The organism is Pseudomonas sp. WS 5079, from assembly GCF_012985465.1.
In the GTDB taxonomy this organism is placed as follows: domain Bacteria; phylum Pseudomonadota; class Gammaproteobacteria; order Pseudomonadales; family Pseudomonadaceae; genus Aquipseudomonas.
On record NZ_JAAQWN010000002.1, the window covers coordinates 565,757 to 585,583 of the forward strand.

Genomic DNA, 19,827 nt, shown 5'->3' on the forward strand with positions numbered 1-19,827 from the left:
CCTGGATCAACCAGAGCGTTACCCGTTCAGAGACGTCGCTGGGCGCGCAAGATTAACAGCAATTGCCTAAGGTTGGATCAATGCACATCCTTCCAGTATTCACGCTTGAGCAAATAAGCGAATACGAAGAAGAAAGCCAGGTACAGCAACACATAGGTACCGATGCGTTGATGCTCCAGTTTGACCGGGTTGGCGGAGTACGCCAGGAAGGTCACCAGGTTCTTGACCTTCTCGTCGAACTGCTCCTCGTTCAGCGCACCGCTCTTGGGCACGATGGTCAGTTGATCACAGGCCTCATGGGTCAACGGCGTGCCGGTCAGCGGGTCATATTGCTTCTTGCCGTTTTCCACGACTTGAACCTGCTTGCATCCTACCACCTGGCGCCCTTGCAGGCCGACCAGCACGTTAGGCATACCGACGTTCGGGAAGACCTTGTTGTTCACGCCCCAGGGACGTGTAGGGTCTTCGTAGAACGATTTCAGGTAGCCGTACAGCCAGTCGGTGCCACGTACGCGCGCTACCAGGGTCAGGTCGGGCGGCGCAGCCCCGAACCAGGCCTTGGCGTCGGCCGGTTGCATGCCGATGTTCATGTGGTCGCCAATCTTGGCACCGGTGAACACCAGGTTCTTGAGCATCAGCTCATGGGGGATACCCAGGTCATCGGCAACCCGCTCGTAACGCTGGAACTTGGCACTGTGGCAGCCCATGCAGTAGTTGGCGAACGTACGGGCGCCGTCTTGCATGGCGGCCTTGTCAGAAACGTCGATGTCGACTTTTTCCAGCTCTGCGCCGTGCTCGGCCGCGAAGGCCAATACCGGCAGGGCAGCAAGAATCAATGCAGCAAATAATTTTTTCATCAGCCAGTCACCCTTTCCGGAACCGGTTTTGTCTTCTCGAGCCGGGTGTAGAACGGCATCAGAATGAAGTAGGCGAAGTACAGGAAGGTGCAGACCTGCGACAGCAACGTGCGCTCTGGGGTCGGCGCCAGTACGCCCAACACACCCAGGATCACGAACGAAATGCAGAACACCCACAGCCAGATCTTGCTCAGCCAACCCTTGTAGCGCATGGACTTGACCGGGCTACGGTCGAGCCATGGCAACACGAACAGCACGGCGATGGCCGCACCCATGGCGATCACGCCCATGAGCTTGTCGGGGATTGCCCGCAAAATGGCGTAGAACGGCGTGAAGTACCAGACCGGGGCAATGTGTTCCGGGGTCTTGAATGCGTTGGCCTGTTCGAAGTTCGGCTTTTCGAGGAAATAGCCGCCCATTTCCGGGAAGAAGAACACAATCGAGCAGAACACGAACAGGAACACCACTACGCCGACGATATCTTTCACGGTGTAGTAAGGGTGGAATGGAATGCCGTCCAGCGGAATGCCGTTCTCGTCCTTGTGCTTCTTGATATCCACGCCGTCCGGGTTGTTCGAACCCACTTCGTGCAGCGCCAGGATGTGCAGCACCACCAGGCCGAGAATCACGATCGGCAAGGCCACCACATGCAGGGCAAAGAAGCGGTTCAGGGTAATCCCGGAGATCAGGTAGTCACCACGGATCCACTGCGTCAGGTCGTTACCGATGACCGGGATCGCACCAAACAGCGAGATGATCACCTGGGCGCCCCAGTAGGACATCTGGCCCCACGGCAGCAGGTAGCCCATGAAGGCCTCTGCCATCAGCGCCAGGTAAATCAGCATGCCGAACACCCATACCAACTCACGCGGCTTCTGGTACGAGCCGTAGAGCAAGCCACGGAACATGTGCAGATAGACCACGATAAAGAACGCCGAAGCGCCGGTGGAGTGCAGCAGGCGCAGGATCGAGCCGTACTCGACGTCGCGCATGATGTATTCGACGGAGGCAAACGCTTCTTCCGCCGACGGGGTGTAGCTCATGGTCAGCCAGACACCGGTAACGATCTGGTTGACCAGTACCAGCAATGCCAGGGAACCAAAGAAGTAGAAGAAGTTGAAGTTCTTCGGCGCGTAATACTTGCTGAGATGGTCTTCCCACATTTTGGTAGCGGGGAAGCGCGCATCCACCCAATCCATGAACTTGCTCATTACGCGCTCTCCTTATCGACACCAATGACAATAACGTCGTCAGATTCGTAGTTGTGCGGCGGAACCGGCAGGTTCAACGGAGCAGGCTGGGACTTGTAGACGCGACCGGCCAGGTCGTAGTGGGAACCGTGGCAAGGGCAGAAATAGCCACCGACCCAGTCCTTGCCCAGGTCCACTGGCGCGACTTCCGGGCGGAAGGTCGGCGAGCAACCCAGGTGTGTGCAAAGACCGACCAGCAACAGAATCTCTGGCTTGATCGAACGCACTTCGTTTTGGGCGTAGGCGGGTTGGTCGGAATTCTTGGACTCGGGGTCAGACAACTGGCCCTCGATCTTCTTCAGATTCCCCAGGATTTCCTCGGTACGACGAACGATGAATACTGGCTGGCCGCGCCATTCAGCAATCATCTGCTGGCCTGGCTCGATCTTGCTGACATTCACCTTCACCGGTGCACCTGCGGCTTTCGCCTTGGCACTGGGAAACCATGACCCCACGAACGGGACCGCAGCCCCCACCGCTCCTGCAGCACCCACCACGGATGTGGCTGCTACCAAGAAGCGACGCCGGCCTGCATTCACGCCGTCATTGCTCATTCAGTCCTCTCCCATCAGCTTTTTGGCCTGTTAAATCAGGCGTCTACTAAGTATTAAATCTGAACTTATAAAAATTTTGCCGAATGGTAATGAAAAGCCCCACCTCTGACAAGGTAATTACCCGCAGCCTAGCTTCCAAGCCTTGTAGTATAGGGGGTCTACGGATGTGGCAAGTTGTCACACAGAAAAAACCCGCATAAAACGCGGGCAATAAAAAACGCCCAGCTCCGTGAGGAGGCTGGGCGTTTTTGTGGAACGTAAAGCGAATTAACGCTTCGAGTACTGCGGACGCTTACGCGCTTTACGCAGACCGACTTTCTTACGTTCAACTTCACGGGCATCGCGAGTCACGAAGCCAGCTTTGCGCAGAGCGCCGCGCAGGGTTTCGTCGTACTGCATCAGAGCGCGAGTGATACCGTGGCGGATTGCGCCAGCTTGACCACTTACACCGCCACCGATAACGGTGACGTAGATGTCGAACTTTTCAACGGTCTCGGTCAGTTCCAGCGGCTGACGAACTACCATGCGGGCAGTTTCGCGGCCGAAGAAGTTGTCCAGAGTGCGGTTGTTGATCGAGATGTTACCAGTGCCCGGACGCAGGAAAACGCGTGCGGTTGCGGTTTTGCGACGGCCAGTGCCGTAATTTTGAGTCGCCGACATAATGAACTATTCCGTTAAAACTTCAGTTCTTGGGGCTGCTGAGCAGCATGAGGGTGAGCAGCGCCCGCATAGACTTTCAGCTTGCGATACATGTCGCGACCCAGTGGGCCCTTCGGCAGCATACCTTTAACCGCGATCTCGATCGGGGCTTCAGGCTTCTTGGCAATCAGGCCTTCGAAGTTCGAAGACTTGATACCGCCTGGGAAACCGGAGTGACGGTAGTACATTTTGTCGCTTGCTTTGTTGCCGGTTACACGAACCTGCTCAGCGTTGATGATCACGATGTAGTCACCGGTATCGACGTGAGGGGTGTACTCAGGCTTGTGCTTGCCACGCAGACGGCTGGCGACTTCAGTGGCCAGACGACCCAGGGTCTGACCAGCGGCGTCGACGACAAACCAGTCGCGCTGAACTGTTTCCGGTTTTGCAGTAAAAGTTGTCATTCTTTAATAGCCTCAGGGGCCGCCCTGTAAATTAGACGGCGGATCTTACTGAATAGTGCGTACTTTGACAAGTCAAAGGCAGCCGGATACAGACGCTATCGGGGGCTCGGGTCAGCGCGTCCGTTCAACGGCAAGATTCTTCGGCAGGCGGCGCATCACTTCCACTGCAGAAAGAGGTGGGCAATTATGCAGATTGCGAAAAAAAATTCAACCTGCTTTTATGATTGTTTTCCCCAAAGGAGTACCCGATGGATTATCGAAAGCTGGGCCGGACCGATCTGAACGTAAGCGCGATCTGCCTCGGGACCATGACCTGGGGCGAGCAGAACACCGAGGCAGAGGCCTTCGCCCAGATTGAGCGGGCCAAAGGCGCAGGGATCAACTTCCTCGATACCGCAGAAATGTACCCGGTGCCGCCCAAGGCCGACACCTACGCCACCACCGAGCGCTACATTGGCAATTACTTCAAGAGCCGTGGCGACCGCGCCGACTGGATCCTCGCCAGCAAGATCGCCGGGCCCGGCAACACCATCGACTACATCCGCGACGGCCAGCTCAAGCACAACCGCAAACACATCGTCGACGCCCTGGACGCGAGCCTCAAGCGCCTGCAGACCGACTGGATCGACCTGTACCAGTTGCACTGGCCGGAACGCAGCACCAACTTCTTCGGCCAACTGAGCTACAAGCACCAGGAAGAACCCGACCTGACGCCACTTGAAGAAACCCTCGAAGCCCTCGACGAGCAGGTCAAGGCCGGCAAGATCCGCCATATCGGCCTGTCCAATGAAACGCCGTGGGGCACCATGAAGTTCCTGGCCCTGGCCGAGGCCCGTGGCTGGACCCGCGCGGTGTCGATCCAGAACCCCTACAACCTGCTCAACCGCAGCTTTGAGGTGGGCCTGGCGGAGATTGCCATCCGTGAACAATGCGGCTTGCTGGCGTACTCGCCGTTGGCGTTCGGCATGCTCAGCGGCAAGTACGAAGGCGGCGCACGGCCGGCCAAGGGCCGCTTGAGCCTGTACAGCCGCTTCAGCCGCTACTTCAACCCGCAATCGGAAGCTGCGTGCAGCCGCTATGTGGCCCTGGCCCGCGAGCACGGCCTGGACCCGGCGCAGATGGCCCTGGCGTTTGTGACGCAACAGCCGTTTGTGACCAGCAATATCATTGGGGCGACGACGCTTGCGCAGTTGGACAGCAACATCGCCAGTGCTGACCTGAAGCTGTCGAAAGAGGTGCTGGAGGGGATCGAGGCGATTCAGAAGGATCATCCCAATCCTGCGCCTTGATTGATCTCTAGAACGCCATCGCCGGCAAGCCGGCTCCTACATTTGGAACCCATTCCCCTGTAGGAGCCGGCTTGCCGGCGATAGCAGCACCAACGATTCAAAGCGCCCGCGCAATGATTTCCTTCATGATTTCATTGGTCCCCGCATAAATGCGCTGCACCCGCGCATCCGCCCAGGCCCGGGCAATCGGGTATTCCCACATGTAACCGTAGCCGCCGTGTAACTGCACGCACTCGTCGAGCACCTTGCATTGCAAGTCAGTGGTCCAGTATTTGGCCATCGCCGCCGTCGGCACATCCAGCTTGCCTTGCAGATGCTGTTCCAGGCACTTGTCGACGAATACCCGGCCGATCTGCACCTCGGTGGCGATCTCCGCCAGCTTGAAGCGGGTGTTCTGGAAGTCAGCAATCGCCTTGCCAAACGCCTTGCGCTCGCGGGTGTAGTCCAGGGTCCATTGCAACGCCGCTTCGGCCGAGGCCAGGGCGCCAATCGCCACGGTCAGGCGCTCCTGGGGCAGTTCCTGCATCAGGTAGGCAAAACCCATCCCCGCCTGGCCCAGCAGGTTCTCCTTGGGCACCCGCACGTCCTGGAAGAACAGCTCGGAGGTGTCCTGGGCCTTCATCCCCACCTTCTCCAGACGCTTGCCCTTGTCAAAGCCCGGCGTATCGGCCTCCACCAGAAACAGGCTGGTGCCCTTGGCGCCGGCCTTGGGGTCGGTCTTGGCGACCACGATCACCAGGTCCGCCAGGAAACCATTGGTAATAAAAGTTTTGGAGCCGTTGATCACATACTCATCGCCATCCAGCACGGCGGTGGTCTTGACCCCTTGCAGGTCCGACCCGGCGCCCGGCTCGGTCATGGCAATGGCCGTGACCATCTCCCCGGAAACGAGCTTGGGCAGGTACTTGTGCTTCAGCGCCTCACTGCCGTAATGCAGGATGTAGGGCGCAACAATGTCCGAATGCAGGGAGAAGCCAATCCCGGTCAGGCCCAGGCGGCCGATCTCTTCGATCACCACGGTGCTGTAGAGAAAGTCCGCGCCCAGGCCTCCGTATTCTTCCGGCAGGTGGGAGCAGAGCATCCCCGCCTCCCCCGCCTTGGTCCACAGGGCGCGGTCAATATGGCCCTGCTTCTCCCATTGCGCATGGAACGGCACCGCGTCTTTTTCGAGGAAGGTGCGCACGCTCTGGCGGAAGAGTTCGTGCTCGGAGCTGAACAAGGTTCTGGGAATCATGAGTCACCTGCGTCGATTGTCAGACAAAAACAAGATCACAGAGCCTAAGCTGCACGGACGTCACGGGACACTGGACACATGCGACAAAAAATAAGACGATCCAGCCGTTAGTTGACCACTTTCCCCTATAAGAATAATCGAAATTATGTCTAGCCTCGTCTCCACGCCCTTGCGGCGCGTCAGCATTTTGGCCATTGATCGGGTGTTTGCTTCTACCCTCATGCAAGCCAAGGATTTCTTCCACCTCGCCAGCCTGCGTTACGGCAAACAACAGGGCCTAGGCCTCACGCCGGCCTTTGAAACCCGCCTGGTAAGCCCCGACGGGCAATCGGTATGCAGCTTCAGCGATGTGATCATGCCGGTGGACGGTGGCCTGGAAAACGCCGACATCATTGTGCTGCCGGCGTTCTGGGACGACTTCGACGCCCTGAGCAGACGTTACCCGCAGATCCTGCCGTGGCTGCGCGAGCAGCATGCCCGGGGGGCGGTGCTATGCGGTGAGGCCACCGGGGTGTTCTGGCTCGCCGAAGCCGGCCTGCTCGATGGCAAGGAGGCGACCACCTACTGGCGCTTCTTCAACGCCTTCAGCGAACGCTTCCCCAAGGTCCAGCTCAATCAGGACAAGCATCTGACCGACGCCGACAACCTGTACTGCGCCGGCGGCACCACGTCGGCCTGCGATCTGTATATCTATCTGATCGAGCGTTTTTGCGGCGCCAACATCGCCCAGGCCGTGGCCCGCGACATTCTCTACGAAGTGCAGCGCAACTACGCGCCGGGGCGCATCGGTTTTGGCGGGCAGAAGCTGCACCAGGACGTAATCATCCTGCAGATCCAGCATTGGCTCGAGGAGCACTTCGCCGACAAATTCCGCTTTGAGGACGTGGCCCGCGAACACGGCATGAGCATCCGCAACTTTATGCGAAGGTTCCAGACGGCTACCGGCGACAAGCCGTTGCATTACCTGCAACGGCTGCGGATCGAGACGGCCAAGGGCTTGCTGTCGGGCAGCCGCAAGAGCATCAAGACCATCAGCTATGAGGTGGGGTATGACGATGCGAGCTTCTTTGCGCGGCTGTTCAGGCAGCACACGGAGTTGTCGCCGAATCAGTATCGCCAGCAATTCCAGCAGGCCGCCTAACTAAAGCCGGGCACAATCAAATGTGGGAGCGGGCTTGCTCGCGAATGCGGTGTGTCAGTTAACGAATAAGCCGACTGATACACCGCATTCGCGAGCAAGCCCGCTCCCACATTTTGGTTCGGTGTTTGCCTAAGGCTTGTGCGCCCGCGCCAGGAATTCGTGGGACTGCATCTCCAGCAAGCGGCTCAAGGTCCGTTGGAACTCGAAGTTCAAGCGCCCACCGGTGTAGAGGTCCTTGAGTTCGACTTCAGCCGAGATGATCAGCTTGACGTTCCGGTCATAGAATTCATCGACCATGTTGATAAAGCGCCGGGCGATGTCGTCGGTGGTGACGCTCATTTGCTCGACGCCACTCAAGATCACGGCGTGAAAGATCTTGCCCAGTTCGATGTAGTCGTTCTGGCTGCGCGGGCCGTCGCACAGTTCGCGGAAGTCGAACCAGGCCACGTCATCGCAAGTACGCAGGGCAATGATCTGGCGATTTTCGATCATCAACTTATCGTTTTCCACCGCCTGGGTGCATTCCGGGGTCAGCGCGCGGAAGCTCTTGCGCAGGCTTTCGTGGGCCGCGTCGTCCAGGGGGAAGTGGAACAGCTCGGCTTGCTCAAGGTGACGCAGGCGGTAGTCGACGCCGCTGTCGACGTTGACGATATCGGTGTGCTGCTTGATCAGGGCGATGGCCGGCAGGAAGCGCGCGCGCTGCAGGCCGTCCTTGTACAGGCCGTCCGGCACGATGTTCGAGGTGGCGACCAGGGTCACGCCGTTCTTGAACAACTCCTCCATCAGGGTGCCGAGAATCATCGCGTCGGTGATATCGGACACGAAGAACTCATCGAAACAAATCACCCGCGCCTCTTGGGAAAAGCGCTTGGCGATGATAGTCAGCGGGTTCTTCTCGCCGTGCAGGGTCTTCATCTCTTCGTGCACGCGCTTCATGAAGCGGTGGAAGTGAGTGCGTGACTTTTCCTTGAACGGCAGCGCTTCGAAGAAGGTGTCGACCAGGTAAGTCTTGCCGCGACCCACGCCGCCCCAGAAGTACAAGCCCTTGACCGGCGTCTGGTCTTTCTTGCCAAACAGCTTGCTGAGCATCCCCGGCTTGCTCTGGGAAGAGGCGACCAGGTCTTCGTACAGGCGCTGCAAGTGGCGCACCGCCGTTTCCTGGGCAGCATCATGGAAGAAGTCGGGGCGCTTCAGATCAGCTTGATATCGTTCTAGGGGCGTCATAATTTCGTTAGCAAGGCAACAAAAACGGGCCGTCACTGTAACGACGGCCCCGGATAATGGCAATCAACCCTTGGTCGGGTCAGTCTTCGATTGGGGTCAACGCCACGCGCACAGCTTCGATGGCGGCATCCCGCGCAGCGCTATCGGCAAAGGCCGGGCTGTCGGCGATACACGCGCCGTCGAGCCACACCGTAAAGCCCAGGGCCTCGCTGCGCACATCCAGCGCCTGGCCGGACTGCAACTGCTTGGTGACAGCGCCCGCCGCCTTGCCATCGGCGAAGTTGCGCGACAACAACAGTTGTTCGCCGTCAGCCGCCAGCAGGCGGAAACGGAAGCTGCCGTCGTCTTCACGAAAGCTGACAAAACGCGCAGCCTTGACGGCCTTCTTCTTGGTGCTGACAGCCTCGGGGGCCTGGTTGACGAACGAGCGCAGGCCCACCGCCTCACGCAGTTCTTGCAGGAATGGACCGGCAACGGCGCGGGCCTTCGTGGCGCCGATCAGCAGCAAGTCTTCCATGTCCGAAGGACGCGCCATCAATTGATGGTAACGCTCGCGGGCTTCGCCCAACTGGCCGTCCAGCAGTTGGAACAGGCGGCTCTTCGCCTCACCCCAACCCAGGCCATCGAGCAGTTCGCTGCGCAGTTGCTGCTCTTGTTCAGGCGTGGCGAACGCCTGGTACAGAGTGAACAGGTGCGAGTTGTCCGGATCCTTGGCTTCACCCGGCGCGCGGGAGTCGGTGACGATCCGCGAGATCGTGTCCTTCATATCCTTGGCGCTGGTGAACAACGGGATGGTGTTGTCATAGCTTTTCGACATCTTGCGCCCATCCAGGCCCGGCAAGGTGGCGACGCTTTCTTCGATCAACGCCTCGGGCATGGTGAAAAACTCCCTGCCCTTGCCAAACAGGTGGTTGAAACGCTGGCCGATATCACGGGCCATTTCCACGTGCTGGATCTGGTCGCGGCCGACCGGCACCTTGTGCGCGTTGAACATCAGGATGTCCGCCGCCATCAGTACCGGATAGCTGTACAGGCCCATGCTGATCCCGGCATCCGGGTCTTCGCCGTTTTCCAGGTTCTTGTCCACCGAGGCCTTGTAGGCGTGGGCGCGGTTGAGCAGGCCCTTGGCCGCGACGCAGGTGAGCAGCCAGGTCAGCTCGGGAATTTCCGGGATGTCGGACTGGCGGTAGAACGTCACCCGGTTCACATCCAGGCCACCAGCCAGCCAGGTCGCGGCGATTTCCATGCGCGAGCGCTGGATGCGCTGCGGGTCATCGCACTTGATCAGGGCATGGTAGTCGGCCAGGAAGTAGAACGAATCGGCATTGGCATCCTGGCTGGCGAGGATCGCCGGGCGGATGGCACCGGCGTAGTTGCCCAGGTGCGGGGTGCCGGTGGTGGTGATGCCGGTGAGGATACGGGTACGAGTCGTCATGGGTAATCGCTTATCAGACTGCTATCAATTCGAAAGGCGCGGCAGCACAAGATCCTTGAGATCGGTGAGCTTGCCATGAAAAAAGTGCCCGCATTCTGCCACTTTCAGCAGCTCATGGGGGCGTTTGAGGGCCGCGGACCAGTCGTAGACCAGTAGCGGGTCGACCACTTCGTCGGTTTGCGGCTGGATCACGGTCAGCGGGCAGCCCTGTGGAAGCTGGTCCTCATCACGCAAACGCATGACGGCCGGAGCGACCATGAACAGGTGCGCGAGTTTTTCGCCCTTGGCTTCCAGGCGCCCGCCCAGGCTTGCGGCCACAAATCCACCGAACGAGAAACCCAGCAAGGTGATGGGCAGGTCCGGGTGTTTTTCACGCAGCCAACTGACGGCAGCTTCGGCATCGTCCACTTCACCGGTGGCCATGTCATGGGTACCGGCACTGGCACCCACGCCACGGTAATTGAAACGCAAAGTAATCAAACCGGCGTCGCGGGCGGTGCGTTGCAGGGTCGATACGACTTTATTGAGCATGGTCCCACCCTGCACCGGGTTGGGGTGGCAGATCAGCGCCAGGCCACGCGGCTCGGGGTGATCCAGGTACAAGGCTTCCAATTGGCCTACCGGGCCATCGATCAAAACGGGGGTTTCACGCATGAGCAAGGAATGAACTCCGTGACCTCTCAAGGGGTCGACTCGTCTAGCTAAAAGTCTGTGCATGGCATCATTGCGAGCTTAATCGCGGTATACAGCGCAGGTCCGAGCCGTTAACGTAAAGCAAAGCCGTTTATAGAGGAAGGACTCGTGGAACACTCGCTCTTAGTTTGGTTGTTGCCGACTCTTGCCCTGGTTGCCGGTGTCGCCATTGGATTCCTGGTTGCTCGCCTGCTGCCGAATGCCGCGCCTAACCGCACGCAGCGTCAGCTGGATGACATTCAGGAACGTTTTGACAGTTATCAGAACGAGGTTGTTACCCACTTCAACAGCACCGCGACCCTGGTCAAGAAGCTCACCCAGAGCTACCAGGAAGTACAGGATCACCTCGCCGATGGCGCCAACCGCCTGGCCCTGGACGACATCACCCGTCAGCGCCTGCTGGCCGCGCTGCATTCCGATGCCACGCAAGCCCCACGGGAGCGCCTGACCCCGCCGCGGGAAAACCAGGAACCGCCGCGGGACTACGCGCCAAAAACGCCGAACGCCCCCGGCATGCTGGATGAGCATTACGGCTTGAAAAAGTAAGGCGTTTTCAAACCACACAAAAAGCCCGGCTGATCGATGATCAGCCGGGCTTTTTGTTGGAACTGGATCGGCAGAACAATGGAGATCCCATGTGGGAGCGGGCTTGCTCGCGAAGGCGCAGTGTCAGTTATTAAAGACTTGACTGACATTCCGCCTTCGCGAGCAAGCCCGCTCCCACACAAGCCCACTCACCGTAGTTCAGCGCCGTACCGGACGCTTCTGCAACTTGCGCTGCAAGGTCCGGCGGTGCATGCCCAGGGCGCGGGCAGTGGCCGAAATGTTGCCTTCATGCTCGGTCAGCACGCGCTGGATGTGCTCCCACTGCAGGCGGTCCACCGACATCGGGTTCTCCGGCACGAGGGTGTCGAGGTCGGCATGCTCGGAGAGCAAGGCGGCCAGCACATCATCGGCGTCCGCCGGCTTGCACAGGTAGTTGCAGGCGCCGCGCTTGATCGCCTCGACCGCAGTGGCAATGCTCGAGTACCCGGTGAGGATCAGCACGCGCATTTCCGGGTCCAGCTCCAGCAACTTGGGCAACAGCACCAGGCCCGAGTCCCCGTCCATTTTCAGGTCCAGCGCCGCGTAGTCCGGCAGGTCGGCCTGGGCGATGGTCAGGCCTTCTTCGGCGGAACCTGCGGTGCTGACGCGAAACCCGCGACGGCTCATGGCTCGCGCCATCACGCGGGTAAAGGTGGCATCGTCATCTACCAGCAACAGGTGCGGCAGTTCTTCGCCTTCGACTTGGATCTCGTCACTCATCGATGTCTCCTCGTGCAGCACGGGGCAGGCGCAGCTCGGTGAGCGTGCCGCCTTCCTCATGGGGGTAAAGTTTCACCGAGCCGCCAGCACGGGTCACGCTGGCCTTGCTCAAGAACAGGCCCAGGCCGAAGCCTTTGCCCTTGGTGGTAAAGAATGGCTTGCCGATCTGCTCGGCAATGGCCAACGGCACACCGGCACCGTGGTCGCGAATGCTGATGGTGAGGTTTTCCCAATCCCAGTCCAGCTGCACTTCCAACCCTTCCGGGCAGGCATCGGCTGCATTGTTCAACAGGTTCAATAACGCCTGGGTCAAATCCGGTGGTGGCGCCATGCGCGGCACTGCGCCCTGCCCCAGCAGGTGGAAACGGTAACTGGCTTCGGGCCGCATCAAGTGCCAGCGGTTCAGGGCTTCGTCCAGCCACTGGGTGACGTCTTGCATATCCACCGCCAGGCGCCGGTTGGCTTCAGCGGCGCGCACCAGTTGCTGCAGGGTTTGCTTGCACTGCTTGACCTGTTCCTGCAGCACGCTGAGGTCGTCCTGCAAGGCCGGGTCGTGATGGTCCTGGCGCATTTCCTTGATCAGCACGCTCATGGTTGCCAGCGGCGTGCCCAGTTCATGGGCCGCGCCGGCGGCCTGGGTCGCCACTGCCAGCAGTTGCTGGTCGCGCAGGCCTTCTTCACGGCGGATAGCGCGCAGTTCTTCCTGGCGCCGCAGTTCTTCGGCCATGCGCGCGGCAAAAAACGTGATCACCGCCGCCGACAGCGCGAAGCTCAGCCACATGCCGTAGATCTGCAGGTTTTCCCGGGCGATCGGGAAGGTTTCCAGGGGATAGAACTGCGCCAGCAACAAGGTGTACAGCGCCAGGGCAATCCCCGACAGGATCACCGAATAGCGCCACGGCAAGGTCACGGCGGCGATGGTCAGCGGTACCAGGTAATAGGAAACGAAGGGGTTGGTGGAACCACCGGAGAAATACAGCAACACACTGTGGATAAACAGGTCGCAGGCCAGTTGCAGGGCGTACTCAAGCTCGGTCACTGGCCAGGTGGTGCGCAGCCGGATGGCCGTGAACACACACAGCACCGTGGAAAAGGCCAGGGTCACCCACAGTTGCAGCCAAGGCAGCGGCAGCAGTTCAAACCAATAGGCGAGCCCGACGGAACCGGCCTGTGCGGCCAGCACCAGGGTGCGGATAAACGTCAGGCGCCAGAGGTTCTGGCGAGTGGCGGAAGTCAGTTTTACGGGGGCGAGCATGAGCTCTCCTGATGAGCGCTCCAGGCGGATCGCAGCAAGTATAAACGAAGCGACAGTACAGGCAGCGCGTGTGTGGCCCTTTGACGCAGGTCATGGCTTATATGAAGGGTCAAGGCGGATTTTACCGTTCGTCGGCATCGTACCCAGATGTAGAGAATTTGTAACCCGCCGAACCCCAATCGCCCGTCTACAGTCTTACCGAACACGATCACCCTCAAGGAGCTTCCATGTCACGTTTCACTCGCAGTGCCGCCCTTATTGCCCTCAGCGTCGCCAGCCTGCCTGCGCTGGCCGCCGATCAACTGCACTACAACCAGATTTCCCTGCGGGCCGAAGTCAGCCAGGAAGTGGCCCGTGACAAGATGATCGTCACTCTCTACACCGAGTCGCAAAACACCGACCCGGCCAAGCTCGCCGCCGAAGTCACGACCATCATGAACAAGGCGTTGGGCGAGGCTCGCGAAGTAAAAGGCGTGACCCTGCGCCAGGGCAGCCGCAACAGCTATCCGATCTACGACAACAAGAACCAGAAGATCACCGGCTGGCGCGAGCGCGCCGAACTGCGCCTGGAAAGCGCGGACTTTCCGGCGCTGTCCAAGCTCACCGGCGAGCTGCTCAACACCCTGAAAATGGACAATATGGACTTCGCCATTGCCGACCCAACCCGCAAGGCCAGCGAAGATGCCCTGCTCAAGGATGCGGTCGCCGCGTTCAAGGCCCGCGCCCAACTGGCCACCGATGCACTCGGCGGCAAGGGCTACAAGATCGTTAACCTGAACTTCAACACCAACGGCTACCCAATGCCGTACGCGCGAAATGGCGGCATGATGATGAAGGCGGCGGCAATGGATTCGGCGCCGACACCTGAAGTCGAAGCCGGCACCAGCCAGGTCAGCATGAGCGCCGATGGCGTGATTGAAGTACAGATGCCATAAGCCTTACCTGATGACCCACAACGGCGGTAACCTCGGTGACCGCCGTTTTTTTTGGCCGTTGTTTACCTGCCATCTCAGGGGTCACCATGGATAGAACTGTCTTCAAGCCGCTCCTTCTCGCTGCCAGCCTGCTGGCGTGCATGCCCACGGCCCAGGCGGCAAGCACCCTGGTCTACTGCTCCGAAGCCAGCCCCGCCGGGTTCGATCCAAGCCAGTACACCAGCGGCACCGATTTTGATGCCTCGGCCGAAACCGTGTTCAACCGCCTCACCCAGTTCAAGCGCGGCGGGACCGAAGTCGAGCCGGGCCTGGCGACCCGTTGGGAGGTGTCCAAGGACGGCCTGGCCTACACCTTTCACCTGCGCGACGGGGTCAAGTTCCACAGCACCGAGTACTTCACCCCGACCCGCGACTTCAATGCCGACGATGTGCTGTTCACTTTCCAGCGCCTGCTGGACGCCAACCATCCATTCCGCCAGGCCTACCCGTCCGAGTCGCCGTACTTCACCGATATGGGCCTGAACACCACGATCAAAAGCGTGGAAAAGCTCGACGAGCACAGCGTGCGCTTCAACCTCAATAACGTCGATGCCGCTTTTGTGCAGAACCTGGCCATGAGCTTTGCGTCCGTGCAATCAGCCGAGTACGCGGCGCAGTTGCTTAAAGACGGCAAGGCCGCCGATATCAACCAGAAACCGATCGGCACCGGGCCGTTTGTGTTCAAGCGCTACCAGAAGGACTCGCAGATTCGCTACGTCGCCAATAAAGACTATTGGAAGCCTGAGGATGTGAAACTCGACAGCCTGGTGTTTGCGATCACCCCGGACGCCGCGTCGCGCCTGCAAAAGCTCAAGGCCGGCGAATGCCAGGTCAGCGGCTATCCGCGCCCATCGGATATCGAGGTGATGAAGCAGGATCCAAACCTGCGTGTGCTGCAGCAGGCGGGCTTCAACCTGGGCTTCCTGGCCTACAACGTGACCCATCCGCCGCTGGACCAGCTCAAGGTGCGCCAGGCCCTGGACATGGCCATCGATAAGCCGGCGATTATCCAGGCGGTGTACCAAAGTGCCGGGCAATTGGCGCAGAACGCACTGCCGCCGGCCCAGTGGTCTTATGACCCCAGCATCAAGGACGCACCGCACGACCCTGCCAAGGCCCGGGCGCTACTAAAAGAAGCAGGGGTTGCACCAGGTACCACCATCAATCTGTGGGCGATGACTGTGCAGCGCGCCTCCAATCCCAACGCGCGAATGTCGGCACAGATGATCCAGCAGGATTGGGCCAAAGTCGGGATCACTGCCAATATCGTCAGCTATGAGTGGGGCGAATACATCAAGCGCGCAAAAAACGGCGAGCACGATGTGATGATCTACGGCTGGACCGGCGACAACGGCGACCCGGATAACTGGCTGGGCGTGCTCTACAGTTGTGCCGCGGTCAAGGGCAGCAACTATGCAAAATGGTGTAACCCGCAGTACGACCAACTGGTGCAGAAGGCCAAGCTCAGCAGTGACCGTGACGAACGCATCAAGTGGTATCAGCAGGCGCAAAAAATACTTAAGGATCAAGTACCTATAACGCCTATTGCGAACTCGACGGTTTTCCAGCCGCTGCGCAAGGAAGTCCAGGACTTCAAGATCAGCCCGTTTGGCCTGACACCGTTCTACGGCGTAAGTCTGAATAAGTAACAACCATGCCCCAACCGGGTGCGCCAGACACCTCGGTTGGGCTTATTCGGTGCGCTCCACGCACCGAAAAAAGCCCTCGAAAATACAGTTTCGTGTCGAAAATTATATGAATGCGACATTCCTGTACGTTCGTACCACTCTTTGGCAGTTGTAGCCTCTCAACGTCTTGCAATGGGTATGGGGCCTGCATAAGTATCCGCAGGCCGACTCACGAGGTCGCCCTCAATTCCAAAAATGACAACAAATCATGAGGCCAACATGCTTAAACACGCAGTCATTCCGTTTTTAGTCAGCGCCGGTTTAATGGCCGCTGCACCTTTCGCCCAGGCGGCGACTAATCTGGTGTTCTGCTCCGAAGGGAGCCCGGCGGGTTTCGACCCAGGCCAATACACCACCGGAACAGACTTCGATGCTTCGGCCGAAACCATGTTCAACCGGCTCAGCCAGTTCGAACGCGGCGGCACCGCCGTGATTCCTGGCCTGGCCACCAGTTGGGACGTTTCCGAAGACGGCCTGACCTACACCTTCCACCTGCGCGAAGGGGTCAAGTTCCACACCACGCCGTACTTCAAGCCAACTCGTGAATTCAACGCCGACGACGTCCTCTTCACCTTCAACCGGATGATCAATAAAGACGATCCATTCCGTAAGGCCTACCCCACCGAGTTCCCGTACTTCACGGACATGGGGATGGACACCAACATCAAGAACATCGAGAAAATCGACGACCACACCGTCAAGTTCACCCTTGGCACCGTGGACGCCGCGTTTATCCAAAACCTGGCCATGAGCTTCGCCTCGCTACAGTCGGCTGAGTACGCCGCCCAACTGTTGAAGGAAGGCAAGCCCCAGGACATCAACCAGAAGCCGGTCGGCACTGGTCCGTTCGTGTTCAAGAGCTACCAGAAAGACTCCAACATCCGCTACACCGGCAACAAGGACTACTGGAAGCCTGAAGACGTGAAGATCGATAACCTGATCTTCGCCATCACCACCGACCCATCGGTGCGTATCCAGAAGCTCAAGAAGAACGAATGCCAGGTGACCTTGTTCCCACGTCCGGCCGACCTCAAGGCACTGGGCGAGGACAAGACTTTGAAACTGCCGCACCAGGCCGGTTTCAACCTGGGCTATATCGCCTACAACGTCATGCCTGTGCTCAAGGGCCAGACTGCCGCCAACCCATTGGCCGACCTGCGCGTGCGCCAGGCCCTGGACATGTCGGTCAACAAGCAGCAGATCATCGACTCGGTGTACCAGGGCGCAGGCCAACTGGCGGTCAACGCCATGCCGCCGACCCAGTGGTCCTATGACGAGACCATCAAGGACGTCCCGCACGACGTGGCCAAGGCCAAGGAACTGCTCAAGCAAGCCGGCGTCAAGGAAGGCACCGAGATCACCTTGTGGGCCATGCCCGTCCAGCGTCCGTACAACCCCAACGCCAAGCTGATGGCCGAGATGCTGCAAAACGACTGGAAGCAGATCGGCTTGAAGGTCAACATCGTCAGCTACGAGTGGGGTGAGTACATCAAGCGCTCCAAGGGCGGCGAGAACCAGGCCATGATCATCGGCTGGAGCGGTGATAACGGTGACCCGGACAACTGGCTGAACGTGCTGTTCGGCTGCGACTCCCTGTCCGGCAACAACTTCTCCAAATGGTGTGACAAGAAATTCGACGGCATCGTAAAAGAAGCCAAGGCCACCTCGGACGTCGCCAAGCGCACCGAACTGTATAAACAGGCGCAACACGTCCTCAAAGATGCAGTCCCCATGACACCTATCGCGCACTCGACGGTGTATCAACCCATGCGTTCCAACGTGCAGGACTTCAAGATCAGCCCATTTGGCTTGAATTCCTTCTACGGGGTGAGCGTCAGCAAGTAGTGATCTTTGACGGCGACGTTTCATAACGTCGCCGTTATTGCATCCGCCAAGATCCTAGGAATCGAACTACTTTCGAAGAGGCTGCCGTCCTACAGCAGCTAACTGCGCAGGTTCCGTCCGATACCTACACGGTCTGTCCGGTTCTGCGCATTTACTGCCCTGCCCTCGTTCCCTAACGTCGAGGTAGGCAAACGCGTAGTTCCGATACGGCATTTGCTGTGGATGGGAGCAGTGCTTTCGCCAAGCCAGGTAAGGCGTGGCGACTGTTCACTGACGAAAACGATAAACATGGATTGGGGGACAGTCATGCGCCATACCACCGTTCTATCCGCGATATTTGGCACCGGCCTGCTGGCCGTCGCCTCGATGGGCCAGGCTGCCGAGAAGAAAAGCCTGGTGTTCTGCTCCGAAGGCAGCCCGGCCGGGTTCGACACCGCGCAATACACCACCGCCACCGACAACGATGCGGCCGAACCGATCTACAACCGCCTGGTTGAGTTCGAAAAGGGTGAAACCGGCGTCGTACCAGGGCTGGCTACTAAGTGGGATATTTCGCCAGACGGCCTGACCTACACCTTCCACTTGCGCGAAGGGGTGAAGTTCCACAGCAACAAGGAATTCAAGCCGACACGGGATTTCAACGCCGATGACGTGCTATTCACCTTCAATCGCATGCTTGACCCCGACCACCCGTTTCGCAAGGCCTACCCCACCGAGTTCCCGTACTTCAACGGGATGAGCCTGAACAAGAACATCGCCAAGGTCGAGAAAACCGACCCGTACACCGTGGTGATGACCCTGAACACGGTCGACGCCGCGTTTATCCAGAACATCGCCATGAGCTTCGCCGCGATCCTCTCGGCCGAATATGCCGAGCAACTGCTCAAGGCCGGCAAACCCAGCGATATCAACCAGAAGCCGATCGGCACCGGGCCGTTCGTGTTCCAGCGTTACCAGAAGGATTCGCAGATCCGTTTCGCCGGCAACAAACACTACTGGGACCCGAGCAAGGTCAAGCTCGACCAGCTGATTTTCGCCATCAACACCGACGCCTCGGTGCGCGTGCAGAAGCTCAAGGCCAACGAATGCCAGGTCACCCTGCATCCACGCCCCGCCGACGTCGACGCCCTCAAGGCCGACCCGAACCTGCAACTGCTGACCAAGCCCGGCTTCAACCTCGGCTACATCGCCTACAACGTGCGACACAAGCCCTTCGACCAACTCGAAGTACGCCAGGCCCTGGACATGGCGGTGAACAAGCAGAGCATTCTCAATGCCGTGTACCAGGGCGCGGGGCAACTGGCGGTCAACGGTATGCCGCCAACCCAGTGGTCCTATGACGACACCATCAAGGACAGCGCCTACAACCCGGAAAAAGCCAAGGAATTGCTCAAGGCTGCCGGCGTCAAGGAAGGCACCGAGATCACCCTGTGGGCCATGCCCGTCCAGCGCCCGTACAACCCCAACGCCAAGCTGATGGCCGAGATGCTGCAAAGCGACTGGGCCAAGATCGGCCTCAAGGTCAAGATCGTCAGCTATGAGTGGGGCGAGTACATCAAGCGCATCAAGAACGGCGAGCACGATATCAGCCTGATCGGCTGGACCGGCGACAACGGCGACCCGGACAACTGGCTGGGCACCCTCTACAGCTGCGACGCCATCGGCGGGAACAACTACTCGATGTGGTGTGACCCGGCGTACGACAAGCTGATCAAGCAAGCCAAGGTCGTCACCGACCGTGAACGAAGGACTGTTCTGTACAAACAGGCGCAGCAACTGCTCAAACAGCAGGTGCCGATCACGCCTGTCGCCCACTCGACGGTCAACCAGCCGTTAAGCACCAAGGTCGAAGGTTTCAAAGTGAGCCCCTTCGGCCGCAACGTGTTCTCGGGCGTCAGTATCACCCCATAAAAAAATAACCGGATGCGCAGGGCTACGTTGGCCCTGTCGCAAACGTGTAGCTGTAATTCGCGAAATCTC

Annotated in this window: 18 protein-coding genes; 7 read left to right on the forward strand and 11 right to left on the reverse strand. The window is 59.2% G+C overall.

Features of this window, described 5'->3' with window-relative positions:
• Positions 1-77: 77 nt before the first annotated feature.
• The 5 genes from HBO05_RS07035 to rplM form a co-directional block, all read right to left on the reverse strand.
• Positions 78-857: a cytochrome c1 gene (locus tag HBO05_RS07035; protein WP_169950943.1), complete on the reverse strand. Its 780-nt coding sequence runs from the start codon at positions 855-857 to the stop codon at positions 78-80.
• The gene (locus tag HBO05_RS07040) at positions 857-2,068 is read right to left on the reverse strand and encodes a cytochrome bc complex cytochrome b subunit (RefSeq protein ID WP_003188526.1); all 1,212 of its coding nucleotides are present in this window, start codon (positions 2,066-2,068) and stop codon (positions 857-859) included. The genes HBO05_RS07035 and HBO05_RS07040 overlap by 1 nt, the downstream gene beginning before the upstream one ends.
• A complete protein-coding gene (petA, locus tag HBO05_RS07045) occupies positions 2,068-2,661 on the reverse strand; it encodes a ubiquinol-cytochrome c reductase iron-sulfur subunit (RefSeq protein ID WP_038443372.1) in 594 nt (197 codons plus the stop codon). The genes HBO05_RS07040 and petA overlap by 1 nt, the downstream gene beginning before the upstream one ends.
• A gap of 267 nt (positions 2,662-2,928) precedes the next feature.
• Positions 2,929-3,321, reverse strand: a complete 393-nt coding sequence (gene rpsI / locus HBO05_RS07050; protein ID WP_003171743.1) for a 30S ribosomal protein S9 — start codon at positions 3,319-3,321, stop codon at positions 2,929-2,931.
• Positions 3,322-3,335: 14 nt separating this feature from the next.
• Positions 3,336-3,764: a 50S ribosomal protein L13 gene (rplM, locus tag HBO05_RS07055; RefSeq protein WP_029291908.1), complete on the reverse strand. Its 429-nt coding sequence runs from the start codon at positions 3,762-3,764 to the stop codon at positions 3,336-3,338.
• A gap of 248 nt (positions 3,765-4,012) precedes the next feature.
• Between rplM and HBO05_RS07060 the strand changes: the two genes are divergently transcribed.
• A complete protein-coding gene (locus HBO05_RS07060; protein WP_172312129.1) occupies positions 4,013-5,053 on the forward strand; it encodes an NADP(H)-dependent aldo-keto reductase in 1,041 nt (346 codons plus the stop codon).
• 97 nt (positions 5,054-5,150) lie between these two features.
• Here the strand turns inward: HBO05_RS07060 and HBO05_RS07065 are convergent, their stop codons facing one another.
• Positions 5,151-6,287 (reverse strand): acyl-CoA dehydrogenase family protein, encoded by a 1,137-nt coding sequence (locus HBO05_RS07065; RefSeq protein ID WP_172312131.1) that lies wholly within the window; start codon positions 6,285-6,287, stop codon positions 5,151-5,153.
• Positions 6,288-6,507: 220 nt separating this feature from the next.
• Here HBO05_RS07065 and HBO05_RS07070 point away from each other — a divergent pair, with 220 nt between their 5' ends.
• On the forward strand, positions 6,508-7,428 hold the full coding sequence (locus HBO05_RS07070; protein ID WP_169951391.1) for a GlxA family transcriptional regulator: 921 nt from the start codon (positions 6,508-6,510) through the stop codon (positions 7,426-7,428).
• A gap of 129 nt (positions 7,429-7,557) precedes the next feature.
• Here HBO05_RS07070 and zapE read toward each other — a convergent pair whose 3' ends face one another.
• The 3 genes from zapE to HBO05_RS07085 form a co-directional block, all read right to left on the reverse strand.
• Positions 7,558-8,652, reverse strand: coding sequence for a cell division protein ZapE (gene zapE, locus HBO05_RS07075; protein WP_115129004.1), 1,095 nt, complete (start codon positions 8,650-8,652; stop codon positions 7,558-7,560).
• Between the two features lie 79 nt (positions 8,653-8,731).
• Positions 8,732-10,087 carry a tryptophan--tRNA ligase gene (locus tag HBO05_RS07080; protein WP_172312133.1) on the reverse strand — a complete coding sequence of 452 codons (1,356 nt, stop codon included), beginning with the start codon at positions 10,085-10,087 and terminating at the stop codon, positions 8,732-8,734.
• Between the two features lie 24 nt (positions 10,088-10,111).
• Positions 10,112-10,741, reverse strand: a complete 630-nt coding sequence (locus HBO05_RS07085; protein WP_172312372.1) for an alpha/beta fold hydrolase — start codon at positions 10,739-10,741, stop codon at positions 10,112-10,114.
• Between the two features lie 147 nt (positions 10,742-10,888).
• Here HBO05_RS07085 and HBO05_RS07090 point away from each other — a divergent pair, with 147 nt between their 5' ends.
• Positions 10,889-11,326 carry a DUF1043 family protein gene (locus HBO05_RS07090; protein ID WP_029291922.1) on the forward strand — a complete coding sequence of 146 codons (438 nt, stop codon included), beginning with the start codon at positions 10,889-10,891 and terminating at the stop codon, positions 11,324-11,326.
• Between the two features lie 198 nt (positions 11,327-11,524).
• Here HBO05_RS07090 and HBO05_RS07095 read toward each other — a convergent pair whose 3' ends face one another.
• The gene (locus tag HBO05_RS07095; RefSeq protein WP_029291924.1) at positions 11,525-12,085 is read right to left on the reverse strand and encodes a response regulator transcription factor; all 561 of its coding nucleotides are present in this window, start codon (positions 12,083-12,085) and stop codon (positions 11,525-11,527) included.
• Complete coding sequence (locus tag HBO05_RS07100; protein ID WP_169950955.1) at positions 12,078-13,340, reverse strand: ATP-binding protein; 1,263 nt, start codon at positions 13,338-13,340, stop codon at positions 12,078-12,080. The genes HBO05_RS07095 and HBO05_RS07100 overlap by 8 nt, the downstream gene beginning before the upstream one ends.
• 227 nt (positions 13,341-13,567) lie before the next feature.
• On the opposite strand from HBO05_RS07100, the gene HBO05_RS07105 reads away from it, so the two are divergent.
• From HBO05_RS07105 to HBO05_RS07120, 4 genes are all read left to right on the forward strand, one after another.
• Entirely contained in the window at positions 13,568-14,275 is a 708-nt protein-coding gene (locus HBO05_RS07105) for an SIMPL domain-containing protein (protein ID WP_172312135.1), read from the forward strand.
• Positions 14,276-14,361: 86 nt separating this feature from the next.
• Positions 14,362-15,963 carry an ABC transporter substrate-binding protein gene (locus tag HBO05_RS07110; RefSeq protein ID WP_076964039.1) on the forward strand — a complete coding sequence of 534 codons (1,602 nt, stop codon included), beginning with the start codon at positions 14,362-14,364 and terminating at the stop codon, positions 15,961-15,963.
• Between the two features lie 258 nt (positions 15,964-16,221).
• Positions 16,222-17,847 carry an ABC transporter substrate-binding protein gene (locus HBO05_RS07115; protein WP_169950957.1) on the forward strand — a complete coding sequence of 542 codons (1,626 nt, stop codon included), beginning with the start codon at positions 16,222-16,224 and terminating at the stop codon, positions 17,845-17,847.
• Between the two features lie 306 nt (positions 17,848-18,153).
• Positions 18,154-19,758, forward strand: coding sequence for an ABC transporter substrate-binding protein (locus HBO05_RS07120; RefSeq protein ID WP_172312137.1), 1,605 nt, complete (start codon positions 18,154-18,156; stop codon positions 19,756-19,758).
• Positions 19,759-19,827 lie beyond the last annotated feature (69 nt).